Origin of the sequence: Nitrospirillum amazonense, assembly GCF_007828045.1 — a bacterium.
GTDB classification, from domain to species: domain Bacteria; phylum Pseudomonadota; class Alphaproteobacteria; order Azospirillales; family Azospirillaceae; genus Nitrospirillum; species Nitrospirillum amazonense_C.
Window position 1 is genome coordinate 48,078 of the sequence record NZ_VITN01000012.1, and the last position, 26,735, is coordinate 74,812.

Genomic DNA, 26,735 nt, shown 5'->3' on the forward strand with positions numbered 1-26,735 from the left:
CTTTCCCCCTCGCCCCCCTTTATTTTGTATGCGACCCTGGGTCTATAGGCCAACCGCTTGACATGGGGGGTCGATCGGCCATCTACAACGGGGGTGTGCCGGATAGGTCCGGACCGGTACCGTGGCCCCCCGCGTTCGCACGAATTCGGGGTGCCCATCCCTACGTAGGGGATGAAAACGGTCATGGGAATGTGGACCTTTACCGGCGTATACCGGGTTCCCCCAGGCGGGCGGCTTTTCGCCCCCGGGGCTCAAGGGTGGGACGTTGATGCTCAGCGGTTCGTTGATCGCCGAACGGATGGAGGCGGAGGGGCCCGGCCAGCAGCCGGGCGGCCCGCATCACGGCCTGGCCGGCGCCCAGACGCTGGCGGCGCTGTTCCTGGCGCGCGTCGCCGCCACGCCGGCCCTGCCGGCGGTGGAAACCGGCGACGGCTTCATGCTGACCTGGGGCGACATGGGCGAACGGGCCCGCCGTGTCGCCGCCACCCTGGCCGCCCGGGGCGTGGGCCCCGGTGCGCGAATCATGCTGCGCGGCCGTGGCACCGCCGAATTATACGCCTGCCTGTTCGGCATCCTGTTGCGCCGCGCCGCCTATATTCCCATCGACGCCAGCTGGCCCGCCGCCCGCGTGGCCAGCATCGCGGAGCAGTCCGACAGCCTGCTGATGGTCGATGCCGCCGGCGACTTCGCCGTACCCGGCGTCGCCTCGGTCGCGCCGGAGGACCTGATCGGCACCGCCCTGCTGGACGACCCCATCGTCTCGGCCCATGGCTTGCCGGACGCGGTGTTGCCGGCCACGCCGGCCGACACCTGCTATCTCATCTTCACCTCGGGCACGACCGGCCTGCCCAAGGGCGTCGTGCTGTCGCACGGCGCCGTCATGACCTATGTGCGCGGCGCCTCGCAGGTCTATCAGCTGGCCGAGACGGACCGGGTATGGCAGGGCTTTTCGCTGGCCTTCGACGCCTCGGTGGAGGAGGTGTGGCTGGCCGTGGCCGCCGGCGCCTGCCTGCTGCCGGCCTCCGGCCTGGTGATGCGCGACCCGCAACTGCTGGCCAGCGAGTTGCGCTGCCGCCGCGCCACCTTCTTTTCCACCGTTCCCACCCTGCTGGGCCTGATCGACGAGGATCTGCCCGATGTCCGCCTGCTGGTGGTGGGGGGCGAGACCTGCTCCGCCGCCCTGGTCGACCGCTGGGCGCCGGGCCGGCGCATGCTGAACACCTATGGGCCCACCGAGGCCTCGGTGGTGGCGACGGCCGACGAAGCCCGGGCCGGCCAGCCGGTGACCATCGGCCGGGGACTGCCGGGCTACCGCGTGCTGGTGCTGGGCCCCGACGACCTGCCGGTGCCGGTGGGCGAGACGGGGGAGATCCATATCGGCGGCCCGGCCCTGGCCGACGGTTACCTGAACCGGCCGGAGGAAACGGCCAAGCGCTTCAAGGTGGACGCCGCCGGGCAGCGGCTCTACGCCACCGGCGACCTCGGCCGCCCCCTGATCGACGGCCGCGTCGACTTCCTGGGCCGGGTGGACCACCAGGTGAAGCTGCGCGGCTTCCGCATCGAGCTGGGTGAGATCGAGGCCATCGCCGCCGGCTGCCCCGGCGTGCAGCTGGCCGCCGCCGCCGTGCGCCCGGTGGCCGGCGTGGACGCCATCGTCATCTGGTATGTCGGCACGGCCGACCGCAACGCCATCGCCGCCCACGTCGCCGCCTCCGTCCCCGCCTACATGCGCCCCAGCTTCCTGGTGAAGGTGCCGGCCATGACCCGCACCGTGGGCGGCAAGATCGACCGGCGCGAGCTGCCGGAGCCCACCCCCCGCGACGTGCCGGAGGACATCGGCGACCCGCCCCAGGGCGAGGCGGAGGAGGAGGTGGCCGACGCCTTCGCCCAGGCGCTGGGCCGGCCCATCCGCGCCCGCGACGCCGACTTCTTCATGGATTTGGGCGGCCATTCGCTGGCCGCGGCCTCGGCCATCTCCCGCCTGCGCCTGCGCCACCCCGGCGCCACCGTGCGCGCCCTGTACCTGAACCCCACCGTGCGGAGCCTGGCCCAGGTCCTGGCGGCACCGCCGACGCCCAAGGTCACCAGCGAGACGCGGCGCGCCAGCACCCGCCGCCACCTGGCCTTCGGCCTGGCCCAGGCGGTGACCCTGCCCCTGGTGACGGCGCTGGGTGGCCTGCCCATGCTGGTCATGCTGGGCGTGCTGGTCCACCACGGCATGACCGGGCGGCTGAGCCCCCTGTCCTTCGTCATCATGGCCGGGCTGTCCATGGCCGCCCTGCCCGTATCCTTCGCCCTGGCCATTGCCGCCAAATGGCTGTTGCTGGGCCGCGTGCGCCCGGGACGCCACCGCCTGTGGGGCCTGTGGCACTGGCGTTGGTGGACGGTCAGCCATATCGAGGCCGCCCTGCCCATGTCCTGGATCGCCGGCACGCCACTGATGCGGCTGTATGCCCGCGCCATGGGCGGCCGCATCGGCCACGGCAGCTTCCTGGGCTGTCATGGCGGCATGCTGTGGGACCTGATCACCATTGGCGACCACGCCACGGTGGGCGAGGACACGCTGCTGCTGACCCACCACGTGCGTGCCGGCCATATCGAGATCGGCACCGTGGCCATCGGCTCGAACGCCACGGTGGGCGCCGCCTCCATCGTCGGCCTGGGCAGCGCGCTGGAGGCCGGGGCCGGCCTGGACGCGCGCAGCTGCCTGATCGACGGGGCCGTGGTGCCAGCGGACGCGGTGTGGGCGGGCTCCCCCGCCGGACCGTCGTCGCGGCCGGACTGGATGGTGGGCCGGGCGGACGGGCCCCTGCGTCCCCGCGCCGGCCGCTACCTGCTGGGCCTGGCCGCGCTTAGCCTGGTGCGCTTCCTGACCCTATTGCCCCTGGCCGTCGCCTTCGCCCTGGTGCTGGGCACCGAGCTGCCCATCGCCCGGATGGGCCCGCTGCTGGTGCTGGCCGGCTTGGTGGGCGGGGCGGTGTGCATGCCCTGGACCGCCCTGGTGCTGCTGGGCGCCCGCCGCCTGGTGCCGCCGGTGGTGGGGCGCGCCAGCGTACGCCTGGACAGCATGGTGGAATGCCACCGCTGGTTCGCCGACCGCGTGCACCGCATGGCGGTGGAGCAACTGTACACCGTCTACGGCAGCCTGTTCTCCGCCACCTGGCTGCGGCTGTTGGGCGCCAAGATCGGTCATGCCTGCGAGGTATCGACCGTGGCCCACGTGGTGCCGGAACAGCTGGAGGTGGGCGACCGCGCCTTCCTGGCCGACGCCTCGCTGGTGGGCAGCCCCGCCATCCATGGCGGCCTGGTGCGCTTCGCGCCCACCCGGGTGGGCCACGACACCTTCGTCGGCAACTCCGCCTTCCTGCCGGCCGGCGCCGACCTGCCGGACAATTGCCTGGTGGGCGTGCTGTCCACCGCCCCCTCGGACGCCAGCCGCCAGACGGACTGGCTGGGCCTGCCGCCGGTGCGCCTGCCCCGGCGGCAGAAGGTGGAAGGCATTTCCGAGGCCTACACCGTCGCCCCCACGTCGCGCCTGATCGCCACCCGCGCCGTCATCGAGGCGTTGCGCATCCTGGTGCAGGGCGCCATCACCGGCACCGCCACCGTGGGCGCCCTGTGGCTGGCGGCCCATGCCCTGGCCGTCTCCAGCCTGTGGCTGGCCCTGCTGTGGCTGGGCCTGGGCCCGCTGGTCATCTGCATCAGCGCCGCCCTGCTGCTGGCCTGCGTGAAGTGGGGGGTGATCGGCCGCTTCCGCCCCGGCATCCACCCGCTGTGGAGCACGGCCGTCTGGCGCATCGAGTTCGTGACCTCGCTGTACGACGCCCTCGCGGGCTGGGTCCTGGGCCCCTTCCTGGGCACGCCCTTCCTGCCGCTGTACATGCGCCTGCTGGGCGCCAAGGTGGGCCGCCGCGTCTATCTGGAAACGGCCTACCTGTGCGAACTGGACATGATCCACATCGGTGACGATGCCGCCATGGGCCCCGGCGTCACCCTGCAAACCCACCTGTTCGAGGATAGGGTCATGAAGCTGGGCCCCGTCACCATCGAGGCCGGCGCCCATGTCGGCGCCGGTTCCGTGGTGCTGTACGATTCGGTGCTGGGGCGGGGTTCCGAACTGGGGCCCCTATCCCTGGCCATGAAGGGTGAACACCTGCCGGCCGGCAGCCGCTTCATCGGCTGCCCGGCGCAGCCGGTTTGATTGCCTCAGGCGCCGGCGGGCCATCCGGCCCTTGGCTATCCTCGCTCCGCCCTTCGGTACTCGCTCCAGCGGACGCGGGTCGCGTCCCTAGGGGAAAACCGTCGAGAAGGAATTGAGGAAAAAGGGCGCCCAACATGGAGCGCCCTTTATCATTTCGACATCAGAACAAATTAGAGGGGAATACCCTCGATGCCCTCCTGCACCGACTTGAACTGGCCCGTGGCCTGGTTCAGCAGCAGCAGGTCGGCGTCGGCCACGTCGAACAGGCAGCCGTGCAGGCGCAGGCCGCCGGCCTCCACCGCTGCCTTGATCCAGGGGAAGGTCAGCAGGTTGGCGATGGTCAGGCGGATGACCTCGCGTTCGGCATCGGCCACGTCGTTCGCCCTGCCGCGCACGCTCTTGGCGATGGACATCCAGTGGCCGATGAAGTCGCCGTCATCCTCCCCCGCCGCCATCAGGGCTTTCACGCCGCCGCAATGGGTATGGCCCATGACGATGATGTCGCCCACGCGCAGCTGGCGCACGGCGAATTCCAACGCGGCGCTGGTGCCGTGGAAGTCGCTGTTGGGTTGGTAGGGCGGGATCAGGTTGGCGACGTTGCGGATGATGAACAGGTCGCCAGGCCCCGCCGAGAAGATCATCTGCGGGTCCACCCGGCTATCACAGCAGGCGACCACGGCCGCGCGCGGGTTCTGCCCGACCTCGGCCAGCCACTGGAAGCGGCGGGCATATTCGGGAAGGGCGCTGGCGCGGAAATTCAGAAATCCCTCGATGAGCTTCCGCATAAAAGGTGTCTCCCGAAGTCATGCTGGCCCGAAGTCACTGCTGGAACGTCAGAGTCGCCCCGATCGGTGGCCATCGGCCATTGGTCTACTGGCTGGTGACGGCAAAATCCAGTCCCGTCGGCGGGACGGGCCCTCGCGCCAGCGGCGACCGGCCCGCTCCACGGCCTGGTTAACCCGGTCGGCGGGCCCCACATAAAGAGATGGCCCGGCTGAAGGAAAGCCCGCAAGCTGGTCGGCCAGCAAAAGTTGCAGCCCTGAACCCGACCGCATGAACCATCGCCAAATCCTCGACGCGGCCCTGCGCAGCCAGCCCGCCCCCCGCAGCCGCTACCTGAACCTGGTCGCCGACCGGGTGGAGCGCGACGGCCGCTTCGCCGACCGCACCCACCTGCTGTACCCCGTGCTGGCGCGCGCCGCCGGGACGGTGGAACCCATGCTGGAGCCCGTGGAATTCGTCGATCTGCTGGCGGAGTTCCTGGCCCACCACGGGGCGGCCATCGGCGCCGCGCTTTACGACCGCGCCTATCTCAAGGATCCGGACCGGGCGCTGGCCGGCCCCGCCAGCCTGCTGTCGGGCTGGATATCCGCCCGCATCCTGGACGGCCTGCAATCCGGCCGCTATCGACCGCCGACCGACCGCGCCTATCGCTTCCATTCCCACAGCGGCGACATGGACGGCGCGCTGCGCGGCTTCCCCTTCCATCAAGAGGATGCCACCGCCGACTGAGGGGTTGGCGGCCAATTGCCGCAACCCGCGGCTTGCGGGGAACCGGCTGGCCGGCGCCGCGGTTTCGATGTCACGGGTGGTTCCGTCCCATTGGGGCCATATGGTCCGGGACAGCGCCGCCGGGCGCCGTCATCATGAGGCCCGCCACACCCCTCGGGATGCCCATGCCTGACCATTCCCTGCCCTTGCCCTTCGACCCTGCCACCGCCGGCGACCGCGCCGCCGCCCTGCGCCGCTGGCGGCGCATCGCCGGCCTTTACCTCGCCACCGTCGCCTGCCTGTGGCTGGCGGCCCGGTTGGTGCCGCGCCTGCTGCCCGACTATATCGGCTGGCCCTGGCCCGGGTTCTGGAGCCTGCTGCGCGCCGTGGGGGAGGCGGGACTGGTGGGCGGGCTGGCCGACTGGTTCGCCGTCACGGCCTTGTTCCGTCACCCGCTGGGCGTCCCGGTCCCGCACACCGCCCTGGTGCCGCAGAACCGTTACCGCATCGCCGATGGCATCGCGACCTACATCGACAGCGAATTCCTGGCCCCCGACCGGCTGCGCGGCCAGGTGCAGCGCCTGAACGCCGCCGACCAGTTGGCCCGCGCCCTGGCCGATCCTGCCAACCGCGCCCAACTGGCGGACCTGGCGTTGGCCTCCCTGCCCCGGCTGCTGTCGCGGGGGCGGGCCCGGGGACAGGAAGCGGCCTTGCGCGAGGCGCTGGCGCGGGCGGCGATGGAGGGCCTGCGCGCCATGGACATGCGGCCCATGGTCGCCCGCCTGCTGCGCGACGCCATCAATAGCCCCCTGTTCGAGGCCCTGATCCAAGAGGTGTCGGATTACGGCGTGGTGCTGATCCACGGCAGCCGGCCGCACATCCGCGACGCGGTCGCCACCCGGTCGAAATGGTGGATGCCGCGTACCCTGGACCGCAGCCTGGCCGACCAGGTGACGGATGCCCTGGCCGGCCACCTGTTCGACCTGCGCAGCCCCCACAGCGAGGCTGGCCACGCCCTGCGGCAATGGCTGGCGGAAATCCCCGACCGCATCCTGGATGGCGATCCGCTGGGCGACCGGCTGGCGTCGGTGCTGCGCAACGCGGTGGACATCAAGACCCTGCGACTGCTGCTGCACCACCTCATCGGCCGTTTGAAGTCGGCGGCGCTGGAGGACGCGGCCAAGCCGGACGGCGTGCTGCGCGACGCGCTGGACGCCATGTTATTGTCGCTGGCGCAGGAGTTGGAGCAACCAGCCACCCGCGCCCGGCTGGACGCGGCGGTCGAGGGCGCCTTCCTGGCCGCCATCCCGGGCTGGCGCATGTCCATCCGCAGCTTCATCACCGACACGCTGAAGGCGCAGGACGCCGCCGATTTCGCCCGCCGGCTGGAAGAGGGCGTGGGCAAGGATCTGCAGTTCATCCGCATCAACGGCACGGTGCTGGGCGCCCTGATCGGCGCCGCCCTATACCTGCTGGACCTAACTTTCGGCTAAGCCGCCCCCGGTCGCCCCTGGCCCTTTTGCGCCGCCCCGCTTTTGACAGAAGACGGGTGTAGGGGTTGACGAGCACCCGTCCCATCCCGCAGGGTCGCCCCGCCAGGGATTAACCCTATCCTTCCGTGGCAGCGGTGTCCCCGTCGGGGAGGATCGCGGCGGCGGGGAGAAGGTTGCCCGAAGTCGACCTTGGCCCCTTCGACGCGACGCCGGACCGGGCCATCACATGATTGCCATCGACGAGGACCGAATGCGCGCCAAATTCTATCCCCTCATGCTGGGTGCCCTGGTGGCCGCCGGTATCGGGACCGCCCAAGCCAAGGACAAGGACAAGGACGCCACGCCGCCGGAAAAGCAGATCAGCAAGGAGCTGACCCCGTCGCTGCAGGCCGCCCAGAAGGCGCTGGACGAGAAGAACTACCAGGCCATCATCGACGCCACCGCGCAGGCCGAGGCCGCCAAGGCCGACCGTACGCCGTACGAGAACTTCTTCATCGCCGAGATGCGCGTGCAGGCCTACCTGGGCCTGAACGACACGCCGCACCTGATCGACGCGCTGGAGGCCGAGCTGGCCACCAACCAGCTGCCGGAAGCGGATGCCGCCAAGCGCGAGCGGACCCTGTCGCAGCTGTATTACCAGAACAAGGATTACGCCAAGTTCCTGGCGAAGTCGGACGCCGTGATCCAGAAGGGCGGCGCCACGCCGGAAATGTACACCCTGCGCTGCCAGGCCTCCTGGTCGCTGAAGGACTGGGCCGCGACCGACACGAACTGCAAGCAGGCCATCGACGCGGATGAGAAGGCCGGCAAGCCGGCGCAGGAGCAGGTCTACCAGATGCTGGTGGACAGCGCCGCGCAGCGTAAGGACTACAGCAACTACGTCGACTACATCGCGATGCTGCTGCAGCACTACCAGAAGCCGGACTATTGGGCCGACTACATCGCCTTCCTGCCGCGCAAGCAGGGCTTCTCCGACCGCCTGGCCCTGGACCTGTACCGCCTGAGCGCGCGCGTCGGCGCCATCAAGGGCGCCAACGAGTACCTGGAGTACGCCGACCTCGCCACCCGCGCCACCCTGCCGGGCGAAGCCAAGGCCGCCCTGGAGAAGGGCCAGAGCCAGCTGGCCGGCAACCCGACCGCCAAGCAGATGCTGGCCGAGGCGACGAAGGCCGCCGCCGAGGACCAGAAGGGCATCGACAAGCAGGTCGCCGAAGTCTCCAAGGCCCCCACGGGCCTGCCGATGGAGAAGCTGGGCGAGGCCTATGCCAGCTACGGCAACCAGGCCAAGGCCATCGAGCTGATCCAGAAGGGCATCGACAAGGGCGGCCTGAAGAACCCCAACGACGCCAAGCTGCACCTGGCCGTCGCCTACCTGAACGCCGGTCAGAAGGATCAGGCCCAGAAGGCCTTCCAGGAACTGACCAGCGCGCCGGAAGGTGTCGGCGAACTGGCCAAGGCCTGGCTGCTGTACCTGAACCAGCCGGCTTGATGCCGTCTCCAAGGCGCCCCTAACCACGCTTCTCGTGCCGACAAGGCCAGCGACCGCTGGCCCCGCGGCGAGCACCGAAGGACGGAGCGAGGATAGCCAAGCCGCCGGATGGCGGCGCCCCGGCGCCTGAGGGAACCGCGTCAACGACGCAATAAAGTGAGGAACGGGGTCGGCCCAGCGCCGGCCCCGTTTCTTTTTGGTGGGAAAGCCCTGGATTCTGGCCTGGTCCGTCTGGCCGGCCTCGACGGGGCGGGGGGCGCCCGCTAAACTCCCGGCCCATCCAGTCCGGCGCCCGCTTGAAGGGGCTCACAAAAGCGGCCGGCGCCTACACGACGACGTCGATACGACGCAGATGGGGATTCCTCACATATGACGGATTTCATCCGATGACCCGGTTCGCGCGCAGCTCGATTAGGGAACTGACCCTGCGCGGCATCATCCTGGGTGCCCTGATCACCGTGGTGTTCACCGCCGCTAACGTCTACCTGGGCCTGAAAGTGGGCCTGACCTTTGCCTCCTCCATCCCGGCGGCGGTCATCTCCATGGCGGTGCTGCGCCTGGCCAAGGACAGCACCATCCAGGAAAACAACTTCGTGCAGACGCTGGCCTCCAGCGCCGGCACCCTGTCGTCCGTCATCTTCGTGCTGCCCGGCCTGGTCATCGTCGGCTACTGGACCGGCTTCCCCTTCTGGCAGTCCGCCGGCATCTGCGCCGTGGGCGGCATCCTGGGCGTCATGTACACCGTGCCCCTGCGCCGGGCCATGGTGGTGCAGGGCAACCTGCCCTACCCCGAGGGTGTGGCCGCCGCCGAGGTGCTGAAGGTCGGTTCCCCCGATACGGCGGGCGAGGCCGGCGCGGATGAGGCCGCCAAGGGTGCCGGCCTGCGCGACGTGATCGCCGGCACCCTCGTTTCCATCGGGTTCTTCCTGATGACGGCGATGCGTTTCTTCACCGAGCAGTTCCAGGGCTTCCTGCGCATCGGCAATGCCGTCACGGGCCTGGGCACCGGCCTGTCCATGGCCCTGCTGGGCGCCGGCTACCTGGTGGGTGCCACCGTGGGCTTCGCCATGTTCGTGGGCGTGGCCATCGCCTGGTTCGGCGCCGTGCCCATCCTGACCTCGCTGCACCCGCCGGCCGACGGCATGGACCTGATCAAGTACGCCAACAGCGTCGTCTGGCGCCAGCAGGTCCGCCTGATCGGCGCCGGCGCCATCGCCGCCGCCGCCATCTGGACCCTGATCGTCCTGGCCAAGCCCATGACGGACGGCATCCGCGCCTCGCTGAACGCCATGAAGGCCGTGCGCGCCGGCAACGCCCACTCCGTCCCCCGGGTGGAGCAGGACATCCCCTTCCACTACGTCATGGCCATCGCCGCCGTGCTGCTGGTGCCGCTGGCGGGCCTGTTCATCTCCTTCATCCTGGGCACGCCGCTGTCCACCCACCTGGTGGTGCTGGTCCTGGCCGGCGTCGTCTTCGCGGCCGTCATGGGCTTCATCGTCGCCGCCGCCTCGGGCTACATGGCGGGCCTGATCGGCAGTTCCAACAGCCCCATCTCCAGCATCGGCATCCTGGCGGCCATCGCGTCATCGCTGCTGCTGGTGACGCTGCTGGGCAAGGACGGGGTGGCCGACCCGGCCATTCGCGCCGCCGCCGTGGCGCTGGCGCTGTTCACCACCTCGGTCGTGCTGACCATCGCCACCATCGCCAACGATAACCTGCAGGACCTGAAGACCGGCCAGCTGGTGGGGGCCACGCCCTGGCGCCAGCAGGTGGCCCTGGTGCTGGGCTGCATCGTCGGCGCCGCCGTCATCCCGCCGGTGCTGAACCTGCTGCAGCACGCCTACGGCTTCGCCGGCGCGCAACTGGATCCGGGCATGGATCCGGCCAAGACCCTAGGCGCCCCGCAGGCGACGCTGATGGCCACGCTGGCCACGGGCATCCTCAGCGGCAAGCTGGACTGGTCCATGCTGGGCATCGGCGCCGTGGTCGGCATCTGCCTGGTGGTGGTGGACGAGGTGTTGAAGGCCACCACCCGCCGCTTCCGCTTGCCGCCCCTGGCCGTCGCCCTGGGCATCTACCTGCCCATGACGGTCACCGTGCCCGTCAGCGTGGGCGCCCTGCTGGCCTACATCGTCGACCGGGTGCTGGCCCAGCGGGCCAAGGCGGCCGGCATGCCCGTCGAGAAGTTCGTCGACGTGTCCCAGCGCCGCGCCATGCTGCTGGCCTCGGGCATGATCGTGGGCGAAAGCCTGTTCGGCGTGGCCCAGGCGGCCATCATCTCGCTGACCGGCAACCAGGAACCGCTGGCGGTCATGGGCGACGGCTTCGCCGGGGCGGCCGAATGGCTGGGCGGCGCCGTCTTCCTGGTGGCCTGCCTGTGGAGCGTCCGCTGGGTGCTGGCCGAACGGAAGTAACCAGCACCGGATATCAAGTGGGGCGAAAAGCCCCATCCCGAAAGGGTTAGAAAGGGGGTCCCATGGGGGCCCCCTTTTTCTATCCATAGACCCTACCGCTACTGGCGGACGCCGGGTTGTGACGGGAAATAGAGTAGCATGGGGGTCGGATCGATTGATCAAGGAGGGCCGGGAATGGTCGTTCCCATCCCAGTTGCGGCCGCTGGCGCCGCCCCGTCGCAGGAATGGATATTCCTGAACCGCTTCGCCTACGGCCCCCGGCCCGGCGACGCCCAGGCCCTGAAGCAACAGGGCATCCCGCATTGGCTGGATGAGCAGCTGCGCCTGGCGGCCGCCGGCACCGGCCCAGGGCCGGAATGCCAGCAGAAGCTGGACAGCGCGGTCATGCGCATCAAATACGACGCCGGCGAAGGCTGGGCCGCGCTGGATGAGATGCGCCCGCTGCGCACCCTGGACCAGCCGGTGGACGCGCTGTGGTCCCTGAACCAGCCGGATCGCAAGCTGCCTTATCAGGAACGGGTGCGCCCGCGTCTGGATTTGGCCGCGGCCACCGTCATCCGCGCCGTCTATGACCCCGCCCAGCTGCGCCAGGTCATGACGCTGTTCTGGCATGACCACTTTTCCGTCAACGCGACCGATAGCTACACGGCCCCGGCGCTGCCCGCCTATGACACCGCCTTGCGGGCCCATGCCCTGGGCAATTTCCGCGATCTGCTTGAAGCGGTGGCGACCAGCCCCGCCATGCTGATCTACTTGAACAACCGATCCTCGCGCGGCGGGGCGGCCAACGAGAACTACGCCCGTGAGCTGTTCGAACTGCACACCCTGGGCCGCGACGCTTATCTGAACACCCAGTACGACCGCTGGCGCGACGTGCCCGGCGCCCTGAAGGGCGCGCCCGAGGGGTACATCGACCAGGACGTCTATGAGGCCAGCCGCGCCTTCACCGGGTGGAGCATCCAGAGCGGCCAGGACCTGGGCGGCTACAAGGCGCCCAACGACGGTCGCTTCACCTACATCGAATCCTGGCACGACAATTACCAGAAGCGCGTGCTGGCGGCGGAGTTCGACAGCTACCAGCCGCCGCAGAACGACGGGCACAAGGTGCTGGACCTGGTGGCCAACCATCCCGCCACCGCCCAGTTCATCTGCACCAAGATGGTGCGGTCCCTGCTGGGCGGGGAACCGTCGCCGGAGCTGGTCAAAGCCGCCGCCGCGACGTGGCTGGACAACCGCCAGCGCCCCGACCAGATCGCCCGGGTGGTGCGGCTGATCGCCCTGTCGCCCCAGGCCACGGCCAATTGGGGCGCCCGGCCCAAGCGGCCGCTGGAACTGGTGGCCAGCTTCGCGCGTGCCACTGGCATCCCCGTCACCGCCAGCGAGCCGCTGGTGGGCACCATGGATAGCGCCGGGCAGAAGCTGTACGCCTGGCCCAGCCCCGACGGACACCCCGTGGCCGACGATTATTGGTTGGGCGCGCAGAACATGCGGGCGCGCTGGAACCTGGCGCTGGGCTTGGCGGAAGGGTGGTGGATGCCCCCCGGCCTGTCCGCCACGGCCCAGATGGGGCCGGCCGCCGCCCACAGCGGCCAGGCGGTGGCCTTCTGGTCCGACCGCCTGCTGGGCAGCCCCACGGCCATCGACGCCGCCGCGCTGCTGGGCGGCCTGTCACTGGCCGCCGACGCTCCGCCCGTGGTGGACAATAAAACCGGCGAATTCGCCAACCGCCGCCTGGCCGCCTACGTGGCCATGAGCCCCGCGTTCCAGCTGCGCTGAGCGGGAGGAGAGACGATCATGGCGTTCAATCGACGCGAGATATTGAAGACCCTGGCCGCCGCCGGCGCCCTCACCACCGTGCCCGGCCTGGGCCAGCTGGCCTTCGCCGCACCCGGCGGCGCGCCCAACGGCAAAATCCTGGTCGTGCTGTTCTTTCGCGGTGGCATGGACGTGCTGAACTTCATCGGCCCGGCCAACGACGCCGTCTACATCGACGCGCGGCCGGCCGACCTGCGGCTGCTGGACAGCGGCGACAAGGCCGGCATCGCGATGGACAGCGACCTGGCGCAGGGGGTGGACTTCCGTCTGCATCCCGAGGCCGCCGCCCTGCATGAGCTCTACCGCCAGGGCGACCTGGCCATCGTCCATGCCACCGGCCTGTCCAACGCCACCCGCAGCCATTTCGAGGCGCAGGAACTGATGGAGCGCGGCCTGGCGGAAGAGCCCAAGGGCAACGGCGTCCTGGGCACGGAGGGTGGCTGGGTCGCCCGCCTGCTGCGCCAGATGGGAAGCAATGGCGAGTTGGTGGCGGTCAGCACCGCCGGGGGCGTGCCCAAGCTGCTGCAAGGCTATCCCGAAGCCCTGTCCATTCCCGATCTGCGCGGCGGCTTCGGCCTGCCGGGAGGCCCGAGCACCCAGGCGGTGCTGGAGCGGCTGTACCCCGCCGCCGGCCAGCCGGCGTCCTTCAACCCCAATGTCGCGCGCGGCGGCCGCGTGGCGCTGGACGCCGCCCTGCGCCTGAACGCCGCCCTGCCCAAAGGCCCGGACGGCAAGGTCCTGGCCTACCAGCCGGAGCATGGTGGCGCCTTCGATGGCGACATCGGCCGCTCGCTGGAGACGGTGGCCCGCCTGATCCGCATGGACGCCGGCCTGAAGGTCGCCTGCGTCGATATGGGCGGCTGGGACACGCATGAGGGCCAGGCCGGCCGGTTCAAGAGCCTGGTCCACCAGCTGTCCGGCTCGCTGAGCACCTTCTGGAACGACCTGTCGGCCTATCACGACCGCATCACCCTGGTGACGGTCAGCGAATTCGGGCGCCGCCTGCGGGCCAACCGCAGCGGCGGCACCGACCACGGCCACGGCTCGCTGATGATGGTGCTGGGCGGGGGCGTGGCGGGCGGCCGCCTGCTGGGCCGCTGGCCGGGCCTGCAGCCGCAGGACTTGGACGAGCGCGTGGACCTGGCTGTCACCACCGACTATCGCGACGTGCTGACCAGCGTGCTGAAGCATCGCATGGGTGTGGGCCAGGTGGACGCCGTCTTCCCCGGCTTTCACCCGGGCAGCGGCGATCCGGCCCTGTTCCGGGCGTAGTTCGCGTCCTGAAACGATAGGCGGGCGACCCAGGCGGGCGACCCAGGCAGGCGACGTGGGGGAAAAACCTCACGCCGCCCGCGGCCGTTCAGCGCGCCAGCACGTGCGCGGCCTGCTTGGTGGTGGCGACGGCCCCACCCACCTGCCCGATGGCCGCGGCGATGCTGCCGAGGTTGTTGGTCACCGTTTCCACCGCCACGGCCATGCACTGCATGCTGGAGGACATGTTGCGGGTCACCGCACTCTGTTCCTCCACGGCACCGGCGGTGGAGGTCACGTATTCCCGCACAATGCCGATGGACTGGCGGATGGTGCTGAGCGCGCCCACCACCTCGACGGAGACGGCCTGCATGCCCTCGATCTCATCGGAGATCTGCTGGGTGGCGTTGGCGGATTGGGTGGCCAGGTTCTTCACCTCCGTCGCCACCACGGCGAAGCCCTTGCCGGCATCGCCGGCCCGCGCGGCCTCGATGGTGGCGTTCAGGGCCAGCAGGTTGATCTGGCCCGCGATGCCCCGGATGGCCTCGACCACCCCTTCCATGGAGCGCGCCACCTCGGCCAGCCGCTGGGTGGAGGCGTCGGCCTTGTCGGCCAGTTCGGCGGCGCTCTCTGCCGCCGTCCGCGACTGCGCCATGCTTTGCGAGATTTCGCGGATGGAGGCCGCCAGCTCCTCGGCGCTGGACGCCATCATCTGCACGGCGCCCGAGGTCTCCCCGGCGGCCGTCAGGGCATCGCCCGACTGCTGCGTCGTCTGGTCCATGGCGTGATCGATCTCCCCGAAGTTCTTGTCGATCAAGACCTTCAGGTCGGCCAGCATCTGCACCTGGCGGGTGATGTCGGTGGCGTACTTCACCACCTTGAACGGCCGGCCGTTCAGATCGAAAATCGGGTTGTACGACGCCTCGATCCAGACCTCCTTGCCGCCCTTGCCCAGGCGGCGGAACTGGGCCGCCTGGTACTCGCCGCGGCGCAACGCCTCCCAGAAGGCACGGTAATCGGCGCTGTCGCGGTAGGCAGCGTCCACGAACATGGCGTGCGGCTTGCCCTGCGCCTCGGCCAGCGTATAGCCCAGGGTGTTGAGGAAGCCCTCGTTCGCGGTCAGCACGGTACCGTCCATGGTGAACTCGATCACCGCCTGCGATTTGCGGATGGCGTCCATCTGCCCATGCAGGTCGGCGTATTCCATCTTCTGCGCGGTGACGTCGGTGGCGTACTTCACCACCTTCAGCGGCCGGCCCTTGGTGTCGAGGATGGGATTGTAGGAGGCCTCGATCCAGACATCCTTGCCGCCCTTGCCAATGCGCTTGAACTGCGCCGCCTGGTATTCCCCGCGCCGTAGCGCCTCCCAGAAGGCCTTGTAGGCGGCGCCGTTCCGCTCCGCCTCTTCCACGAACATGCCGTGGGGTTTGCCCTGGATCTCCGCCAGGGTATAGCCCATGGCCTTCAGGAAGTTCTTGTTCGCGGTCAGCACCGTGCCGTCCATGGCGAACTCGATCACCGCCTGGGACCGGTCCAGGGCCGTCAAGGTGGCCGCCATAACCCGGAACTTCTGAACGAAACCAGCCAGCACCATTCACACTCCCAAAAAGAGATCCAAGATTTCCAGCCCCGTCACGACGACAGAGTCACGAGATCCCTAATGCTCGTTTGTCGGCACCACGATTGGAGCAATCCAGGAGCATTGGATACTTTATGAGTTAAGATAAAAATCTTGCCAACTTCCTAATGTTCGCACGCGGTTAACATCACCAGGGGGATATATACGCGAAAGGTTATGTAGCGCCCCGGCCTCGGGCGAGCCTTCGCCGGAAGGCCAAGGTGCTGCATTCACCTGGACGCGGCGTCATAGGGTTAAATCCCAAGCGCGGGCCGACGCCCCTGCCTCCTGGCCGTCACCATCAGGGTCAGGGCCACCAAGCCGCCCGCCACCAGGAAGGTGACGCGCATGCCGGCAGCCACCGCGCCCGCCGGGGCGGTGGTGATGTCGGGCACGCCGGCGGCCACGGCGAACACCGCGCCCAGGGCCGAGGCACCGGTGATCAGGCCCAGGTTGCGCGCCAGGTTCAGGATGCCGGAGACGACGCCCCGCCGGTCGGATGGAACATCCGACATGACCGCGGTGTTGTTGGCCGCCTGGAACAGGGCGTAGCCGGCGGTCAGCACGGCGATGGACCCGACATAACCGGCGACACCCGAGATGGCCCCCTGCGCACCCAGCCCCGCCAATGCCATCAGCACCGTCCCCGCCACCATGGCGGCCAAGCCGGCGACACTCACACGCGCCGCGCCGAAGCGGTCGACCAGCCGGCCCGCCGGCACACCGGCCAGGGCCGACATCAGGGGTCCGGCCGACATCACCAGCCCCACCCCGGCGGGGCTCAGGCCCACGGCGCGGGCCAGGTAGAACGGCCCCACCACGAAGGTGGTCGCCATCACCGTCGCCACGGCGCCACTGCCCATCAGGCCGGGCCCCACCACCGGGTCGCGCAGCAGACCCAGGCGCACCAGGGGTGACGGCAGCCGCGCCTCCACCAGCGCGAACAGGCCGGCACCCACGGCCGCCGCCGCCAGCAGCGCCAGGTTCAGCACGCCCCAGTGCCCCCGGCCCAACGTCATGGCCAGGGCGTACAGCGCCAGCGTGCCGCCCAGCAACACCGTGCCGGCGGCATCGAAGCGGGGCCGGTCCGAGGATGCTGACGGCCCGTCCGCCGGCAGCGCCCGCCAGGCCAGCAGCAGGGCCAGACCGCCCAGCGGCAGATTGGCCAGGAAGATGGCCCGCCAGCCCCAGGCGGCGATCAGCACGCCGCCCAGGGACGGGCCCAACGCCGTGCCTACCGCCGACATGGTGCCCATCAAGCCCATGGCGCGGCCGATGCGGTCCTTGGGTACCGTCCCGCCGACGAAGGCCAGGGCCAGCGCCATCATAGCCGACGCGCCCAACCCCTGCGCCGCCCGGGCGGCGACCAGGAGACCCAAGCCGGGCGCCAGGCCGCACAGGGCCGAGGCGCCGGTGAACAGGGCCAGGCCGGCCAGCAACAGGCGGCGGCGACCCGTCAAGTCCCCCAGCCGCCCGACGCTGACGATCAGGGTCGTCATGGCCAGCAGATAGGCCAGCACCACCCATTGCACCTGCTGGAAAGGCGCGCCCAGGGCGCGCGCCAAGGTGGGCAGGGCCACGTTGGCCACGCTGGTGCCCAGGGAAGACAGCAGCACGCACGGCAACAGCGCGGCCAGAACCCACCGGGTCCCCATCGGCGCCGCCTCCGCCACTGGTTGATCCACACTCATTGAGGTCATGTCACCCTCCGTTCATCCGTTGAGGCGGAAGGTAATGACCGGGACAACATGGCGGAACGCGCACGGATTGCAGCATATTCGTGCACGCCACGCGCTATGTCGCGCCGTGCCGCATGTTAGGATACGTCATGGCCACCCTGCCGGACCTGAACCTGCTGATCACCCTGGACGTGCTGCTGAGCGAGGGCAGCGTGGCCAAGGCCGCGCGCCGCCTGCGTCTCAGCCCCTCGGCCATGAGCCGGGCGCTGGCCCGCCTGCGGGAGTTGACGGGCGATCCGCTGCTGGTGCGGGCGGGCCGGGGCCTGGTGCCCACGCCCCATGCCCTGGACCTGCGCGAGCGGGTGGCGCCCCTGGTGCGGGAGGCGGAGGCCGTGTTGCGCCCGGCGGAGGGGCTGGATCTGGCGCGCCTCACCCGCACCTTCACCCTGCGCACCCGGGAAGGCTTCGTGGAAAGCTTCGGCGTGGCGCTCGTCAACCGCGTGGCGCGGGAGGCGCCGGGCGTGCGCCTGCGCTTCGCGCCCAAGCCGGACAAGGGCAGCACACCGCTGCGCGACGGTGCCGTAGATCTGGAAACCGGGGTGGTGGGCGACAGCATGGGGCCGGAGGTCCGCGCCCAAGCCCTGTTCCGCGACCGCTTCGTCGGCGTGGCGCGGACCGGGCATCCCTTGGGCCTAGGTACCCTCACCCCCGCCCGCTTCGCCGCCGCCCGCCACATCGCCGTGGCCCGCCGCGAGCATGATCCGGATCGGCGCCACGCCCCGGTGGACGCGGCGCTGGAACCGCTGGGCCTGGCGCGCGACGTGGCCGTCATCGTCGGCGACTTCTCCGCGGCATTGACCCTGGCCCGCGCCACGGATCTGGTGGCCACGGTGCCGGAGCGGCATACCCTGACCTTGCGCGAGGGCCTGTTCACCTTCGCCCTGCCGGTCGATGTGCCGGAAATCACCGTGTCGCTACTCTGGCACCCCCGCCTGGACGCCGATCCCGCCCACCGCTGGCTGCGCGGGTGCGTCCGCGAGGTCTGCGCCAAAAACGGCGAACCCATCCATTCATGAAGGACCCAGGAGCCTCAATGCCGCGACGATGCCATCCGCGCGGCTTTCCGTGAGAGGTCCGTTCTCATTGAAAAGGTCACGCAGGTGACCACTAAGAACGTGAATCGCCTCGTTGATATCCCGCATCCGGTCAAGCGCGTCAGGTTCGCTGTAGTGGGTCCGCGCGCAGACGGTAAGCTGATGCACGCCCGTTACCAGCAATCTGAGAAGTTCGGGGCGTTGCGCGGTCATCAGGTGACTTTTGACGGGTTCCATATCCATAGGCCAGCGCTCGCTTTCTTTCCTACACCTCCAGTCTGAACCCGACCTCCATCACCTGTTCCGGCGGTAGGTGAAAGTAATCCGACGCCCGCAGGCCCAAGCGCTGCATCAGGTGATAGGCCGTCCAGATGGGGCCGGACAGGGCGGGGTTCCGTTCCGCGCGGATCAGCCGCTCATGCGAGATGTAGTAGGTCACCTCATCCCGGCAGAAGGCCAGGCCCAGGCGCGCCAAGCCGCGCATGACCGTCGGCACGTCCGGCTTTTGCATGAAGCCGATGCGCACCGTCACCCGCCAGAAGCCGTTGCCCACCTGCTCCACCGCCAGGCGCTCACCGGCCGGCACGCGGGGCCGCTTGGTCGGCACCAGGGTCAGCAGGATGACGTGCTCATGCAGCACCCGGTTGTGGGTGACGTGATGCACCAGCATGGGCGACACCCGGTCGGCCGTGCGGGTGACGAACACCGCCGTGCCGGGCAGGCGGTGCACCACCGTCTCCTCCACCTGGCGCATGAAGTCGGCGAAGGTGGTGCCGCCCTCGCTCAGCTTGACCTGCACGACGGCGCTGCCCTTGCGCCAGGCGACCATGAGGAAGGCGATGAAGCCGCCGATGGCCAGCGGCAGCCAGCCGCCCTCCAGCAGCTTGGTGCTGTTGGCCACCAGGAAGGCCAGGTCCACGGCGGCGAAGAAGCCCATCATCAGGTTGGTGGGGATGGCCGGCCAGTTCCACAGCTCACGCATCACCCGGCGCAGCAGGATGGTGGTGATCAGCATGGTGGCCGACACGGCGATGCCGTAGGCGGCGGCCAGCGCCTCGGAATGGCGGAAGCCCAGCACGATCATCAGGGTCGCCAGCATCAGCAGCCAGTTGACCACACCCACATAGATCTGGCCGTAGGACTTGCGCGAGGTGGGGGAGATGGACATGCGCGGCAGCAGGCGCAGGGTGATGGCCTGCCGCGTCATGGAAAACACGCCGGAGATCAGCGCCTGGCTGGCGATGACCGTGGCCATGGTGGCCAGGATGACCAGGGGCACCAGCGCCCAGTCCGGCGCCAGGCGGTAGAAGGGGTTGTCCACCGCCTCGGGCTTGTCCAGCAGCAGGGCGCCCTGGCCCAGGTAATTCAGGATCAGGGCGGGGAAGACGACGACGAACCAGGCCCGGCGAATGGCGCCAGCCCCGAAGTGGCCCATGTCGGCGTACAAGGCCTCCGCCCCCGTCAGCGCCAGGAAGACGGCGCCGAACACGGCGAAGGCCACGCCGGGCGCGTGCACCAGCAGGTGTTCGGCCGACAGCGGGTTGAAGGCCATGAGGATGTCCGGCCGCTGCACCACGTGCCACAGACCAGCGGCCGCCAGCACGCCGAACCACAGCGCCATGATGGGACCGAACAGGCGGCCGATGACGCCGGTGCCGCGGTACTGGATGGCGAACAGGGCCACCAGCACCGCCACGGTCAGGGGCAGGACGAAGGCGCCCAGGTGGCTGTCGGCCACCACCAGGCCCTCCATGGCCGACAGGACGGAGATGGCCGGGGTGATGGCGCCGTCGCCGAACAGCAGCGCGGCGCCGCAGATGCCCAGGAACACCACCATGGGCACCATCTCCTTGGCGCTGGGCGGATGCACCAGGGACAGGAGGGAGAGGATGCCGCCCTCGCCGTCGTTGTCGGCGCGCAGCACCAGGGCCACGTATTTCACCGCCACGATCAGGATCAGCGCCCAAATGATCAGGCTGACCACCCCCAGCACGTCGCCCTCGCTGGGCGGGCGACCGTGATGGGTGACGGCGCCCAGGGCCGTCTGCATGGCATAGAGGGGGGAGGTGCCGATGTCGCCGAAGACCACGCCCAGGGCCCCCAGCATCAGCATGCCGCGGCTGCCGTGGACATGGCCGTGGCCGTGCTGTTCATGCAGGCCATCGATCGCCGGAGTCCCTCCGTCCTTGGCCATCGGTTCCGCGTTGCTCATTCGTCCGGTCCCCGCCCCAATCCCCGCAAAGGTCACCTATCCTAGATAGGCCACCCCGACCGACCTTCTACCGTTGGGGCGGTCGGGGCGGCAATGCGGCGAATGGGGCTTCAAAAGCCGGACGCCCGATCAGGGGGCCTTCTTGGTCAGCGGGCAGGTGCCCTTGTCCTGGGCCTGGTAGGCCTCCTCCCCCGGGATGGTGCGCAGCAGCTTGTAATAGTCCCAGGGCTTCTTGCTCTCCTCGGGCTTCTTCACCTCGAACAGGTACATGTCGTGCACCATGGTGCCGTCCTCGCGCACCGTGCCCTTGGCGAACATGTCGTCCACCGGCAGCTCGCGCATCTTGGCCGCCACCGCCTTGGCGTCGGTGGTGCCCGCCGCCTTGACGGCCTTCAGGTAATGCAGGACCGAGGAATAGGTTCCGGCCTGGATCATGTTGGGCATGCGCTTCGTCTTCTGGAAATAGCGCTCGGCCCACTGTCGGCTGGCGTCGTCGCGATCCCAATAGAAGGCCTCGGTCAGCACCAGGCCCTGCGCCGTCTTCAGGCCCAGGGCATGCACGTCGCTGAGGGTGAACAGCAGGCCGGCCAACCGCTGCCCGCCCTTGGTGATGCCGAATTCCGCCGCCTGCTTGATGGCGTTGGTGGTGTCGGTGCCGGCGTTGGCCAGGCCGATGACCTGGGCCTTGGACGCCTGCGCCTGCAACAGGAAGGAAGAGAAGTCGCTGTTCTGGAAGGGCGCGTTGACCGCCCCCACCACCGTGCCGCCCTTCGCGGTCACGAAGTCGGTGGTGTCCTTTTCCAGCTGGTGCCCGAAGGCGTAGTCGGCGGTGATGAAAAACCAGGATTTGCCGCCCGATTCCACCAGCGCCCCGCCCGTGCCACGCGCCAGGGCATATGTGTCGTAGGCCCAGTGGAAGCCGGTGGGCGAACAGGCCTCATTCGTCAGCTTGGAGGTCGCCGCCCCCACCACGATGTCGATCTTGCCCCGCTCCTTGGCCAGGTCCTGCACCGCCAGGGCGACGGAAGAGGTGGTGAGCTCGCCGATCATGTCAACGGCATCGGCATCGAACCACTGGCGGGCGATGGCGACACCGGTATCCGGCTTGTTCTGGTGGTCGGCGCTGAGCAGCACGATCTTGCGCCCCAGCACGCTGCCGCCGAAATCGTCGATGGCCATTTGCGCCGCCACGACCGATCCCCGGCCGCCGAAATCGGCATAGGTGCCGGACTGGTCGTTCAGGATGCCGATGCGCACCGGCTTGGCCGTGTCCGCCTCCGGCGCCGCCCGGGCCGCCCCCAGCGCCAGCAGGCCGAGCGCCGCGGCGCCCAGCGTTGCCCCGAGAACCACGCGGCCGCGCCGTGTCAGAGTTCCGCTCATCCGGTTCCTCCCGATATCGTTATGGTCGACGCCCGACCCTGCCGATCCCGGCGCCGCAGGGCATCACTATGCCCCATCCCGTGCGATCCGGGAATGCAACACCTTGAAATATCTTGATGCGCTGGGCCTAATGGTCGCGGGGGATGGAAGGGCCGGCGGCAAAGCCGGCCGGGATGCGCGACAGGGCGGCCAATGACCGAGGCGATGATGGACGTGGTCCTGGAAACGCGGGGGCTGACCAAGTCCTTTCGTGGCTTCACCGCCGTGCGCGACCTGGACTTCACCGTGCGTCGGGGCAGCATCCACGCCCTGATCGGCCCAAATGGCGCCGGCAAGACCACCGTGTTCAACCTGCTGACCAAGTTCCTGGCGCCGACCGCCGGCCACATCCTGCATGATGGCGCGGACATCACCGGCGCCAACCCGGCCGCCATCGCCCGGCGGGGCATCGTCCGCTCCTTCCAGGTCTCCGCCACCTTCCCCCACCTGACGGCGTTGGAGAATGTGCGCGTGGCGCTGCAACGGCGCATGCCCGGCCGCTTCCACTTCTGGCGCCCGGAATCCACCCTGGCGACGCTGAACGACCGCGCCCTGGCCCTGCTGGCCGAGGTCGGGCTGGAGGCGCGCGCCCAAGAACCGGCCGGCACCCTGCCCTACGGTGCCAAGAAGGCGCTGGAGATCGCCACCACCCTGGCGCTGGACCCCGACGTGCTGCTGCTGGATGAGCCGCTGGCCGGCATGGGGCGGGAGGACGTGGCGCGCACCGCCGCCCTGATCCGTCGCGCGGCGCAACGGGAAAACGGCCGGCGCACGGTGGTGATGGTGGAACACAACCTGGGCGTGGTCGCCGACCTGTCGGACCGCATCACCGTGCTGCAGCGGGGGGAAATCCTGGCCGAGGGCAGCTACGCCGACATCGCCGCCGACCGCGCGGTGCGCGAGGCCTACATGGGGACCGGGCATGCCTGAGACGGTGCTGTCGGTCAACGGCCTGGACGGCCACTATGGCGAGAGCCACGTGTTGCACAGCGTGGACTTCAGCGTCCGGGCGGGTGAGGTCGTGACCCTGGTGGGCCGCAATGGCGCGGGCAAGACCAGCACCCTGCGCGCCATCATGGGCCTGCTGCCCCGCCGTAGCGGCTCGATCGAATTGAGGGGGCGGCAGCTGATCGGCCTGCCGCCGCACCGCATCGCCCGGGCCGGCGTCGGCTACGTGCCCGACGACCGGGGCATCTTTGCGACCCTGTCGGTGGCGGAGAACCTGGCGCTGCCGCCCCGCACCCGGGCCGGGACCCTCAGCGACGACGAGATCGACGCCCTGTTTCCCCGCCTGAAGGAACGCCGCGCCAGCCCCGGCACCAAGCTGTCGGGCGGGGAACAGCAGATGCTGGCCATCGCCCGCGCCCTTCGCACCGGCGCCCGCCTGTTGTTGCTGGACGAACCGACGGAGGGGCTGGCCCCCGTCATCGTGCAACAGATCGGCGCGATCCTTCGCGACCTGAAGGCGCGCGGCCACACCGTGCTGCTGGTGGAGCAGAACGTGCATTTTGCCGCATCCGTGGCCGACCGCCACATCGTCATGGAAAACGGCCGGGTGGTGGACACGCTGGACAATGCCGAGCTGGCGGCCGACCCCGGTCGGCTGGACCGCTTCCTGGGCGTTTAGGCCAAGGCCGGCGACGGCCGATCTGGGGTGTTTGGGCTGGGGCCGGGGCCGGCGACGCCGGCCCCGGGGTGATACCAGCGGCACGAGATGGAGACTCGTGCCGCTGTAGGCCCCGACTGGGGCCGCCGGAGCGAGCACCCCCAGTTTACGTAAAGGGGGGCACAGCGAGGACAAGCCTAGGCGGACGGATGTCCGCCGCCCGGCGACTGAGGGAGCATTTGAACGGTCACGTCCAAATGCCGCGCGTATGAGTACCGAAGAGCGGAACGAGGATAAGCCAAGCGGGCGGATGCCCGCGCCCGGCGTTCGAGGGAGAAACGAAAGCATGTCCGTCCAGATCCTGTCCGGCCAATTGCTGCTGGGCCTCATCAACGGCGCCTTCTACGCCCTGCTGAGCCTGGGCCTGGCGGTCATCTTCGGCGTGCTGGGCATCATCAACTTCGCCCACGGCGCCTTCTACATGGTGGGGGCCTTCGCCGCCTGGGGCCTGGCGACATACCTGGACATCGGTTATTGGCCGGCGCTGCTGCTGGTGCCGCTGGCGCTGGGAGTCCTGGGCATGGGGGTGGAACGGCTGATGCTGAAGCGCCTGGCGGGCCTGGACCCGTTGTACGGCCTGCTGGCCACCTTCGGCCTGGCCTTGGTGCTGGAGGGGACGTTCCGGCAAATCTACGGCTCCTCCGGTCAGCCCTACCCCGTGCCGGACGCGTTGCAGGGCGGGGTGAATTTGGGCTTCATGTTCCTGCCGCTCTATCGCGGCTGGGTGGTCGCGGCCTCAATCGTCGTCTGCCTGGCCACCTGGCTGGCCATCGAGCGCACCGCGCTGGGCGCTCGCCTGCGCGCGGCGACGGAACGCCCGGACGTGGCGCAGGCCCTGGGCCTGAACGTGCCCCTGCTGGTCACCGTCACCTTCGGCGTGGCGGTGGCGCTGGCGGCCTTCGCCGGGGTCATGGCCGCCCCGGTCTACCAGGCCAACCCCCTGATGGGCAGCAACCTGATCATCGTCGTCTTCGCCGTGGTGGTCATCGGCGGGATGGGGTCCTTGTCCGGCGCCATCCTCAGCGGCTATGGCCTGGGCTTGGCCGAAGGCCTGACCAAGGTGTTCTATCCCCCCGCCGCCAACATCGTGGTGTTCGTCATCATGGCATGCGTGCTGATGGTCCGCCCCGCCGGGCTGTTCGGGCGGGCCACCTGATGCGCGCGTCCCCCCTTGCCATCCTGGCCCTGGTCGCCCTGGCGCTGCTGGTGGCCGCCCCCTGGGTGGTCTATCCCGCCTTTTTGATGAAGGCGCTGTGCTTCGCCCTGTTCGCCGCCGCCTTCAACCTGCTGCTGGGTTACGCCGGCCTGCTATCCTTCGGCCATGCCGCCTTCTTTGGCGGGGCGGCCTATGTCACCGCCCACGCCGCCAAGGTCTGGGGGTGGCCGCCGGAGTTGGCCATCCTGGGCGGCACGCTGGCCGCCGCCGCGCTGGGCCTGGTCCTGGGTGCGCTGGCCATCCGCCGCCAGGGCATCTATTTCGCCATGACCACGCTGGCGCTGGCGCAGATGCTGTTCTTCCTGTTCCTGCAAGCGGGCTTCACGGGTGGGGAGGATGGCATCCAGGCCGTCCCCCAGGGCCGCCTGTTCGGCTTGGTGGACCCTTGGCCAGCCCACCAGCGCCTATTACGCCGTGCTGGCCATCGTGGCCCTGGGCCACCTGGCGCTGTACCGCATCGTCCATTCGCCCTTTGGCCAGGTGCTGAAGGCGGTGCGCGACAACGAGGCCCGCGCCCGCTCCCTGGGCTATGAGGTCGACCGCTACAAGCTGACGGCCTTCGTGCTGTCGGCCACGCTGGCGGGTCTGGCCGGCGGCACCAAGGCCCTGGTCTTCCAGATCGCCACCCTGACCGATGTGCAGTGGCAGATGTCGGGCGAGGTGGTGCTGATGACCTTGCTGGGCGGCATCGGCACCGTGGCCGGCCCGGCGGTGGGCGCCTTCCTCTCCGTCGGGCTGGAAAGCGCGCTCGCCACCAGCGGCCTGCCCGTCGCCGCCGTCATCGGCGCCGTCTTCATCGCCTGCGTCCTGGTCTTCCGCCGGGGCCTGGTGGGCGAGATCGCGGCGCGGCTGAAGATCAGGATTTGAGAGCATTCTCGAGATGCAGGGCGAAGCCGGTGGCGCCGCCGCCGAGCCCCTCCCGCAATTCCATGCTGGGGATCAGATAGTCGCCACCATTCTGCTGGCGATAGGGGATGGGGGACGTCTGTTCCAGCGTGCGCATCCGTTGCCGCAAACGCTCCGCCTCCCCCTCGAAGCCCGCCGCGTCCAGCCGGTCGACGCTGTAAGCCACGAATGGCGGCAGCACGGTGTAGCCGGGGTAGTAGAGGATACCGTGATGGATGGGGAACAGCAGGTCCTCAATGGGGCCATTGATCCCGCGCGGGCCATAGTGCGGGGCCCAGCCGCCGGCGGTGGTGATGACCATGGCGCGCCTGCCCTGAAAGACGCCCTCGCCATAGCGGTCGCCCCAACGCCGGTCGCTGTGTTCCCCCACACCATAGGCGAACCCGTAGGCGAAGACACGGTCGACCCAGCCCTTCAGGATGGCCGGCATGGTGAACCACCACAGGGGGAACTGCAGGATCAGCATGTCGGCCCAGCGCAGCTTTTCCTGTTCCGCCAGCACGTCGGCCGTCAGCCGGCCGGCGGCATAGCCATCGCGCGACGCCAGCACAGGCACCAGGCGGTCCTCAGGCTTCAGGTCGGGGAAGTCGGCATGGTCCACGGTCGCCTTCCAGCCCAGGGCGTAGAGATCGGACACCTGGACGGTGTGGCCCTGGGCCTGAAGCGCGGCGACGGCGACATCGCGCAGCGCGCCGTTCAGCGACCGAGGGTCGGGATGGGCGAAGACAAGCAGGATGTTCATGAGGGTCAATGCTCCGAAGCAGGGAAACC

The 26,735-nt window shown here is 69.5% G+C and carries 18 protein-coding genes and 1 pseudogene; 12 read left to right on the top strand and 7 right to left on the bottom strand.

Annotated features, from left to right (window positions below; all coding sequences use genetic code 11):
* The first annotated feature begins 268 nt into the window (after positions 1-268).
* Entirely contained in the window at positions 269-4,201 is a 3,933-nt protein-coding gene (locus tag FBZ89_RS18360; RefSeq protein ID WP_145751332.1) for a Pls/PosA family non-ribosomal peptide synthetase, read from the top strand.
* Positions 4,202-4,371: 170 nt separating this feature from the next.
* On the opposite strand, the gene FBZ89_RS18365 is transcribed toward FBZ89_RS18360, so the two are convergent.
* The gene (locus FBZ89_RS18365; RefSeq protein WP_145751333.1) at positions 4,372-4,986 is read right to left on the bottom strand and encodes a carbonic anhydrase; all 615 of its coding nucleotides are present in this window, start codon (positions 4,984-4,986) and stop codon (positions 4,372-4,374) included.
* A gap of 268 nt (positions 4,987-5,254) precedes the next feature.
* On the opposite strand from FBZ89_RS18365, the gene FBZ89_RS18370 reads away from it, so the two are divergent.
* From FBZ89_RS18370 to FBZ89_RS18395, 6 genes are all read left to right on the top strand, one after another.
* Positions 5,255-5,713: a hypothetical protein gene (locus FBZ89_RS18370; RefSeq protein ID WP_145751334.1), complete on the top strand. Its 459-nt coding sequence runs from the start codon at positions 5,255-5,257 to the stop codon at positions 5,711-5,713.
* A 164-nt stretch (positions 5,714-5,877) separates the two neighbouring features.
* A complete protein-coding gene (locus tag FBZ89_RS18375; RefSeq protein ID WP_186457427.1) occupies positions 5,878-7,185 on the top strand; it encodes a DUF445 domain-containing protein in 1,308 nt (435 codons plus the stop codon).
* Positions 7,186-7,435: 250 nt separating this feature from the next.
* Positions 7,436-8,674 carry a tetratricopeptide repeat protein gene (locus FBZ89_RS18380; protein WP_145751336.1) on the top strand — a complete coding sequence of 413 codons (1,239 nt, stop codon included), beginning with the start codon at positions 7,436-7,438 and terminating at the stop codon, positions 8,672-8,674.
* A 386-nt stretch (positions 8,675-9,060) separates the two neighbouring features.
* Positions 9,061-11,088 (top strand): OPT family oligopeptide transporter, encoded by a 2,028-nt coding sequence (locus tag FBZ89_RS18385; RefSeq protein ID WP_145751337.1) that lies wholly within the window; start codon positions 9,061-9,063, stop codon positions 11,086-11,088.
* Between the two features lie 174 nt (positions 11,089-11,262).
* Positions 11,263-12,864, top strand: a complete 1,602-nt coding sequence (locus FBZ89_RS18390) for a DUF1800 domain-containing protein (RefSeq protein ID WP_145751338.1) — start codon at positions 11,263-11,265, stop codon at positions 12,862-12,864.
* Positions 12,865-12,882: 18 nt separating this feature from the next.
* Complete coding sequence (locus tag FBZ89_RS18395; protein WP_145751339.1) at positions 12,883-14,175, top strand: DUF1501 domain-containing protein; 1,293 nt, start codon at positions 12,883-12,885, stop codon at positions 14,173-14,175.
* Between the two features lie 88 nt (positions 14,176-14,263).
* Here FBZ89_RS18395 and FBZ89_RS18400 read toward each other — a convergent pair whose 3' ends face one another.
* A complete protein-coding gene (locus FBZ89_RS18400) occupies positions 14,264-15,712 on the bottom strand; it encodes a methyl-accepting chemotaxis protein (RefSeq protein WP_145751340.1) in 1,449 nt (482 codons plus the stop codon).
* Positions 15,713-16,026: 314 nt separating this feature from the next.
* Positions 16,027-17,427: an MFS transporter gene (locus FBZ89_RS18405; RefSeq protein ID WP_246172317.1), complete on the bottom strand. Its 1,401-nt coding sequence runs from the start codon at positions 17,425-17,427 to the stop codon at positions 16,027-16,029.
* 173 nt (positions 17,428-17,600) lie between these two features.
* On the opposite strand from FBZ89_RS18405, the gene FBZ89_RS18410 reads away from it, so the two are divergent.
* Positions 17,601-18,527: a LysR family transcriptional regulator gene (locus FBZ89_RS18410; protein ID WP_145751341.1), complete on the top strand. Its 927-nt coding sequence runs from the start codon at positions 17,601-17,603 to the stop codon at positions 18,525-18,527.
* On the opposite strand, the gene FBZ89_RS18415 is transcribed toward FBZ89_RS18410, so the two are convergent.
* From FBZ89_RS18415 to FBZ89_RS18425, 3 genes are all read right to left on the bottom strand, one after another.
* Entirely contained in the window at positions 18,522-18,758 is a 237-nt protein-coding gene (locus FBZ89_RS18415) for a hypothetical protein (RefSeq protein WP_186457429.1), read from the bottom strand. The genes FBZ89_RS18410 and FBZ89_RS18415 overlap by 6 nt on opposite strands.
* A gap of 52 nt (positions 18,759-18,810) precedes the next feature.
* Entirely contained in the window at positions 18,811-20,757 is a 1,947-nt protein-coding gene (locus FBZ89_RS18420) for a potassium transporter Kup (protein ID WP_211115279.1), read from the bottom strand.
* Between the two features lie 129 nt (positions 20,758-20,886).
* Positions 20,887-22,137 carry an ABC transporter substrate-binding protein gene (locus tag FBZ89_RS18425; protein WP_246172319.1) on the bottom strand — a complete coding sequence of 417 codons (1,251 nt, stop codon included), beginning with the start codon at positions 22,135-22,137 and terminating at the stop codon, positions 20,887-20,889.
* 192 nt (positions 22,138-22,329) lie between these two features.
* On the opposite strand from FBZ89_RS18425, the gene FBZ89_RS18430 reads away from it, so the two are divergent.
* The 4 genes and pseudogenes from FBZ89_RS18430 to FBZ89_RS18445 all read left to right on the top strand — a co-directional run bounded on the left by FBZ89_RS18430 (position 22,330) and on the right by FBZ89_RS18445 (position 25,925).
* Positions 22,330-23,106, top strand: coding sequence for an ABC transporter ATP-binding protein (locus FBZ89_RS18430; protein ID WP_246172320.1), 777 nt, complete (start codon positions 22,330-22,332; stop codon positions 23,104-23,106).
* Complete coding sequence (locus tag FBZ89_RS18435; protein ID WP_145751343.1) at positions 23,099-23,803, top strand: ABC transporter ATP-binding protein; 705 nt, start codon at positions 23,099-23,101, stop codon at positions 23,801-23,803. Before FBZ89_RS18430 ends, FBZ89_RS18435 begins: the two co-directional genes overlap by 8 nt.
* Before the next feature lie 325 nt (positions 23,804-24,128).
* Positions 24,129-24,998 carry a branched-chain amino acid ABC transporter permease gene (locus FBZ89_RS18440; RefSeq protein ID WP_145751344.1) on the top strand — a complete coding sequence of 290 codons (870 nt, stop codon included), beginning with the start codon at positions 24,129-24,131 and terminating at the stop codon, positions 24,996-24,998.
* Positions 24,998-25,925 (top strand): annotated as a pseudogene (locus FBZ89_RS18445) (branched-chain amino acid ABC transporter permease). The gene FBZ89_RS18440 and the pseudogene FBZ89_RS18445 overlap by 1 nt, the downstream one beginning before the upstream one ends.
* Here FBZ89_RS18445 and FBZ89_RS18450 read toward each other — a convergent pair.
* Positions 25,915-26,706 (bottom strand): NAD(P)H-dependent oxidoreductase, encoded by a 792-nt coding sequence (locus tag FBZ89_RS18450; RefSeq protein ID WP_145751345.1) that lies wholly within the window; start codon positions 26,704-26,706, stop codon positions 25,915-25,917. The pseudogene FBZ89_RS18445 and the gene FBZ89_RS18450 overlap by 11 nt on opposite strands.
* Positions 26,707-26,735: the final 29 nt, after the last annotated feature.

Coding starts and splice junctions, on each gene's coding strand:
- FBZ89_RS18390 (WP_145751338.1), top strand. CDS start 11,263: ATGGTCGTTCCCATCCCAGTTGCGGCCGCTGGCGCCGCCCCGTCGCAG.
- FBZ89_RS18385 (WP_145751337.1), top strand. CDS start 9,061: ATGACCCGGTTCGCGCGCAGCTCGATTAGGGAACTGACCCTGCGCGGC.
- FBZ89_RS18370 (WP_145751334.1), top strand. CDS start 5,255: ATGAACCATCGCCAAATCCTCGACGCGGCCCTGCGCAGCCAGCCCGCC.
- FBZ89_RS18415 (WP_186457429.1), bottom strand. CDS start 18,758: ATGACCGCGCAACGCCCCGAACTTCTCAGATTGCTGGTAACGGGCGTG.
- FBZ89_RS18365 (WP_145751333.1), bottom strand. CDS start 4,986: ATGCGGAAGCTCATCGAGGGATTTCTGAATTTCCGCGCCAGCGCCCTT.
- FBZ89_RS18360 (WP_145751332.1), top strand. CDS start 269: ATGCTCAGCGGTTCGTTGATCGCCGAACGGATGGAGGCGGAGGGGCCC.
- FBZ89_RS18400 (WP_145751340.1), bottom strand. CDS start 15,712: ATGGCGGCCACCTTGACGGCCCTGGACCGGTCCCAGGCGGTGATCGAG.
- FBZ89_RS18430 (WP_246172320.1), top strand. CDS start 22,330: ATGACCGAGGCGATGATGGACGTGGTCCTGGAAACGCGGGGGCTGACC.
- FBZ89_RS18420 (WP_211115279.1), bottom strand. CDS start 20,757: ATGAGCAACGCGGAACCGATGGCCAAGGACGGAGGGACTCCGGCGATC.
- FBZ89_RS18450 (WP_145751345.1), bottom strand. CDS start 26,706: ATGAACATCCTGCTTGTCTTCGCCCATCCCGACCCTCGGTCGCTGAAC.
- FBZ89_RS18380 (WP_145751336.1), top strand. CDS start 7,436: ATGCGCGCCAAATTCTATCCCCTCATGCTGGGTGCCCTGGTGGCCGCC.
- FBZ89_RS18405 (WP_246172317.1), bottom strand. CDS start 17,427: ATGGGGACCCGGTGGGTTCTGGCCGCGCTGTTGCCGTGCGTGCTGCTG.
- FBZ89_RS18410 (WP_145751341.1), top strand. CDS start 17,601: ATGGCCACCCTGCCGGACCTGAACCTGCTGATCACCCTGGACGTGCTG.
- FBZ89_RS18395 (WP_145751339.1), top strand. CDS start 12,883: ATGGCGTTCAATCGACGCGAGATATTGAAGACCCTGGCCGCCGCCGGC.
- FBZ89_RS18440 (WP_145751344.1), top strand. CDS start 24,129: ATGTCCGTCCAGATCCTGTCCGGCCAATTGCTGCTGGGCCTCATCAAC.
- FBZ89_RS18375 (WP_186457427.1), top strand. CDS start 5,878: ATGCCTGACCATTCCCTGCCCTTGCCCTTCGACCCTGCCACCGCCGGC.
- FBZ89_RS18425 (WP_246172319.1), bottom strand. CDS start 22,137: ATGAGCGGAACTCTGACACGGCGCGGCCGCGTGGTTCTCGGGGCAACG.
- FBZ89_RS18435 (WP_145751343.1), top strand. CDS start 23,099: ATGCCTGAGACGGTGCTGTCGGTCAACGGCCTGGACGGCCACTATGGC.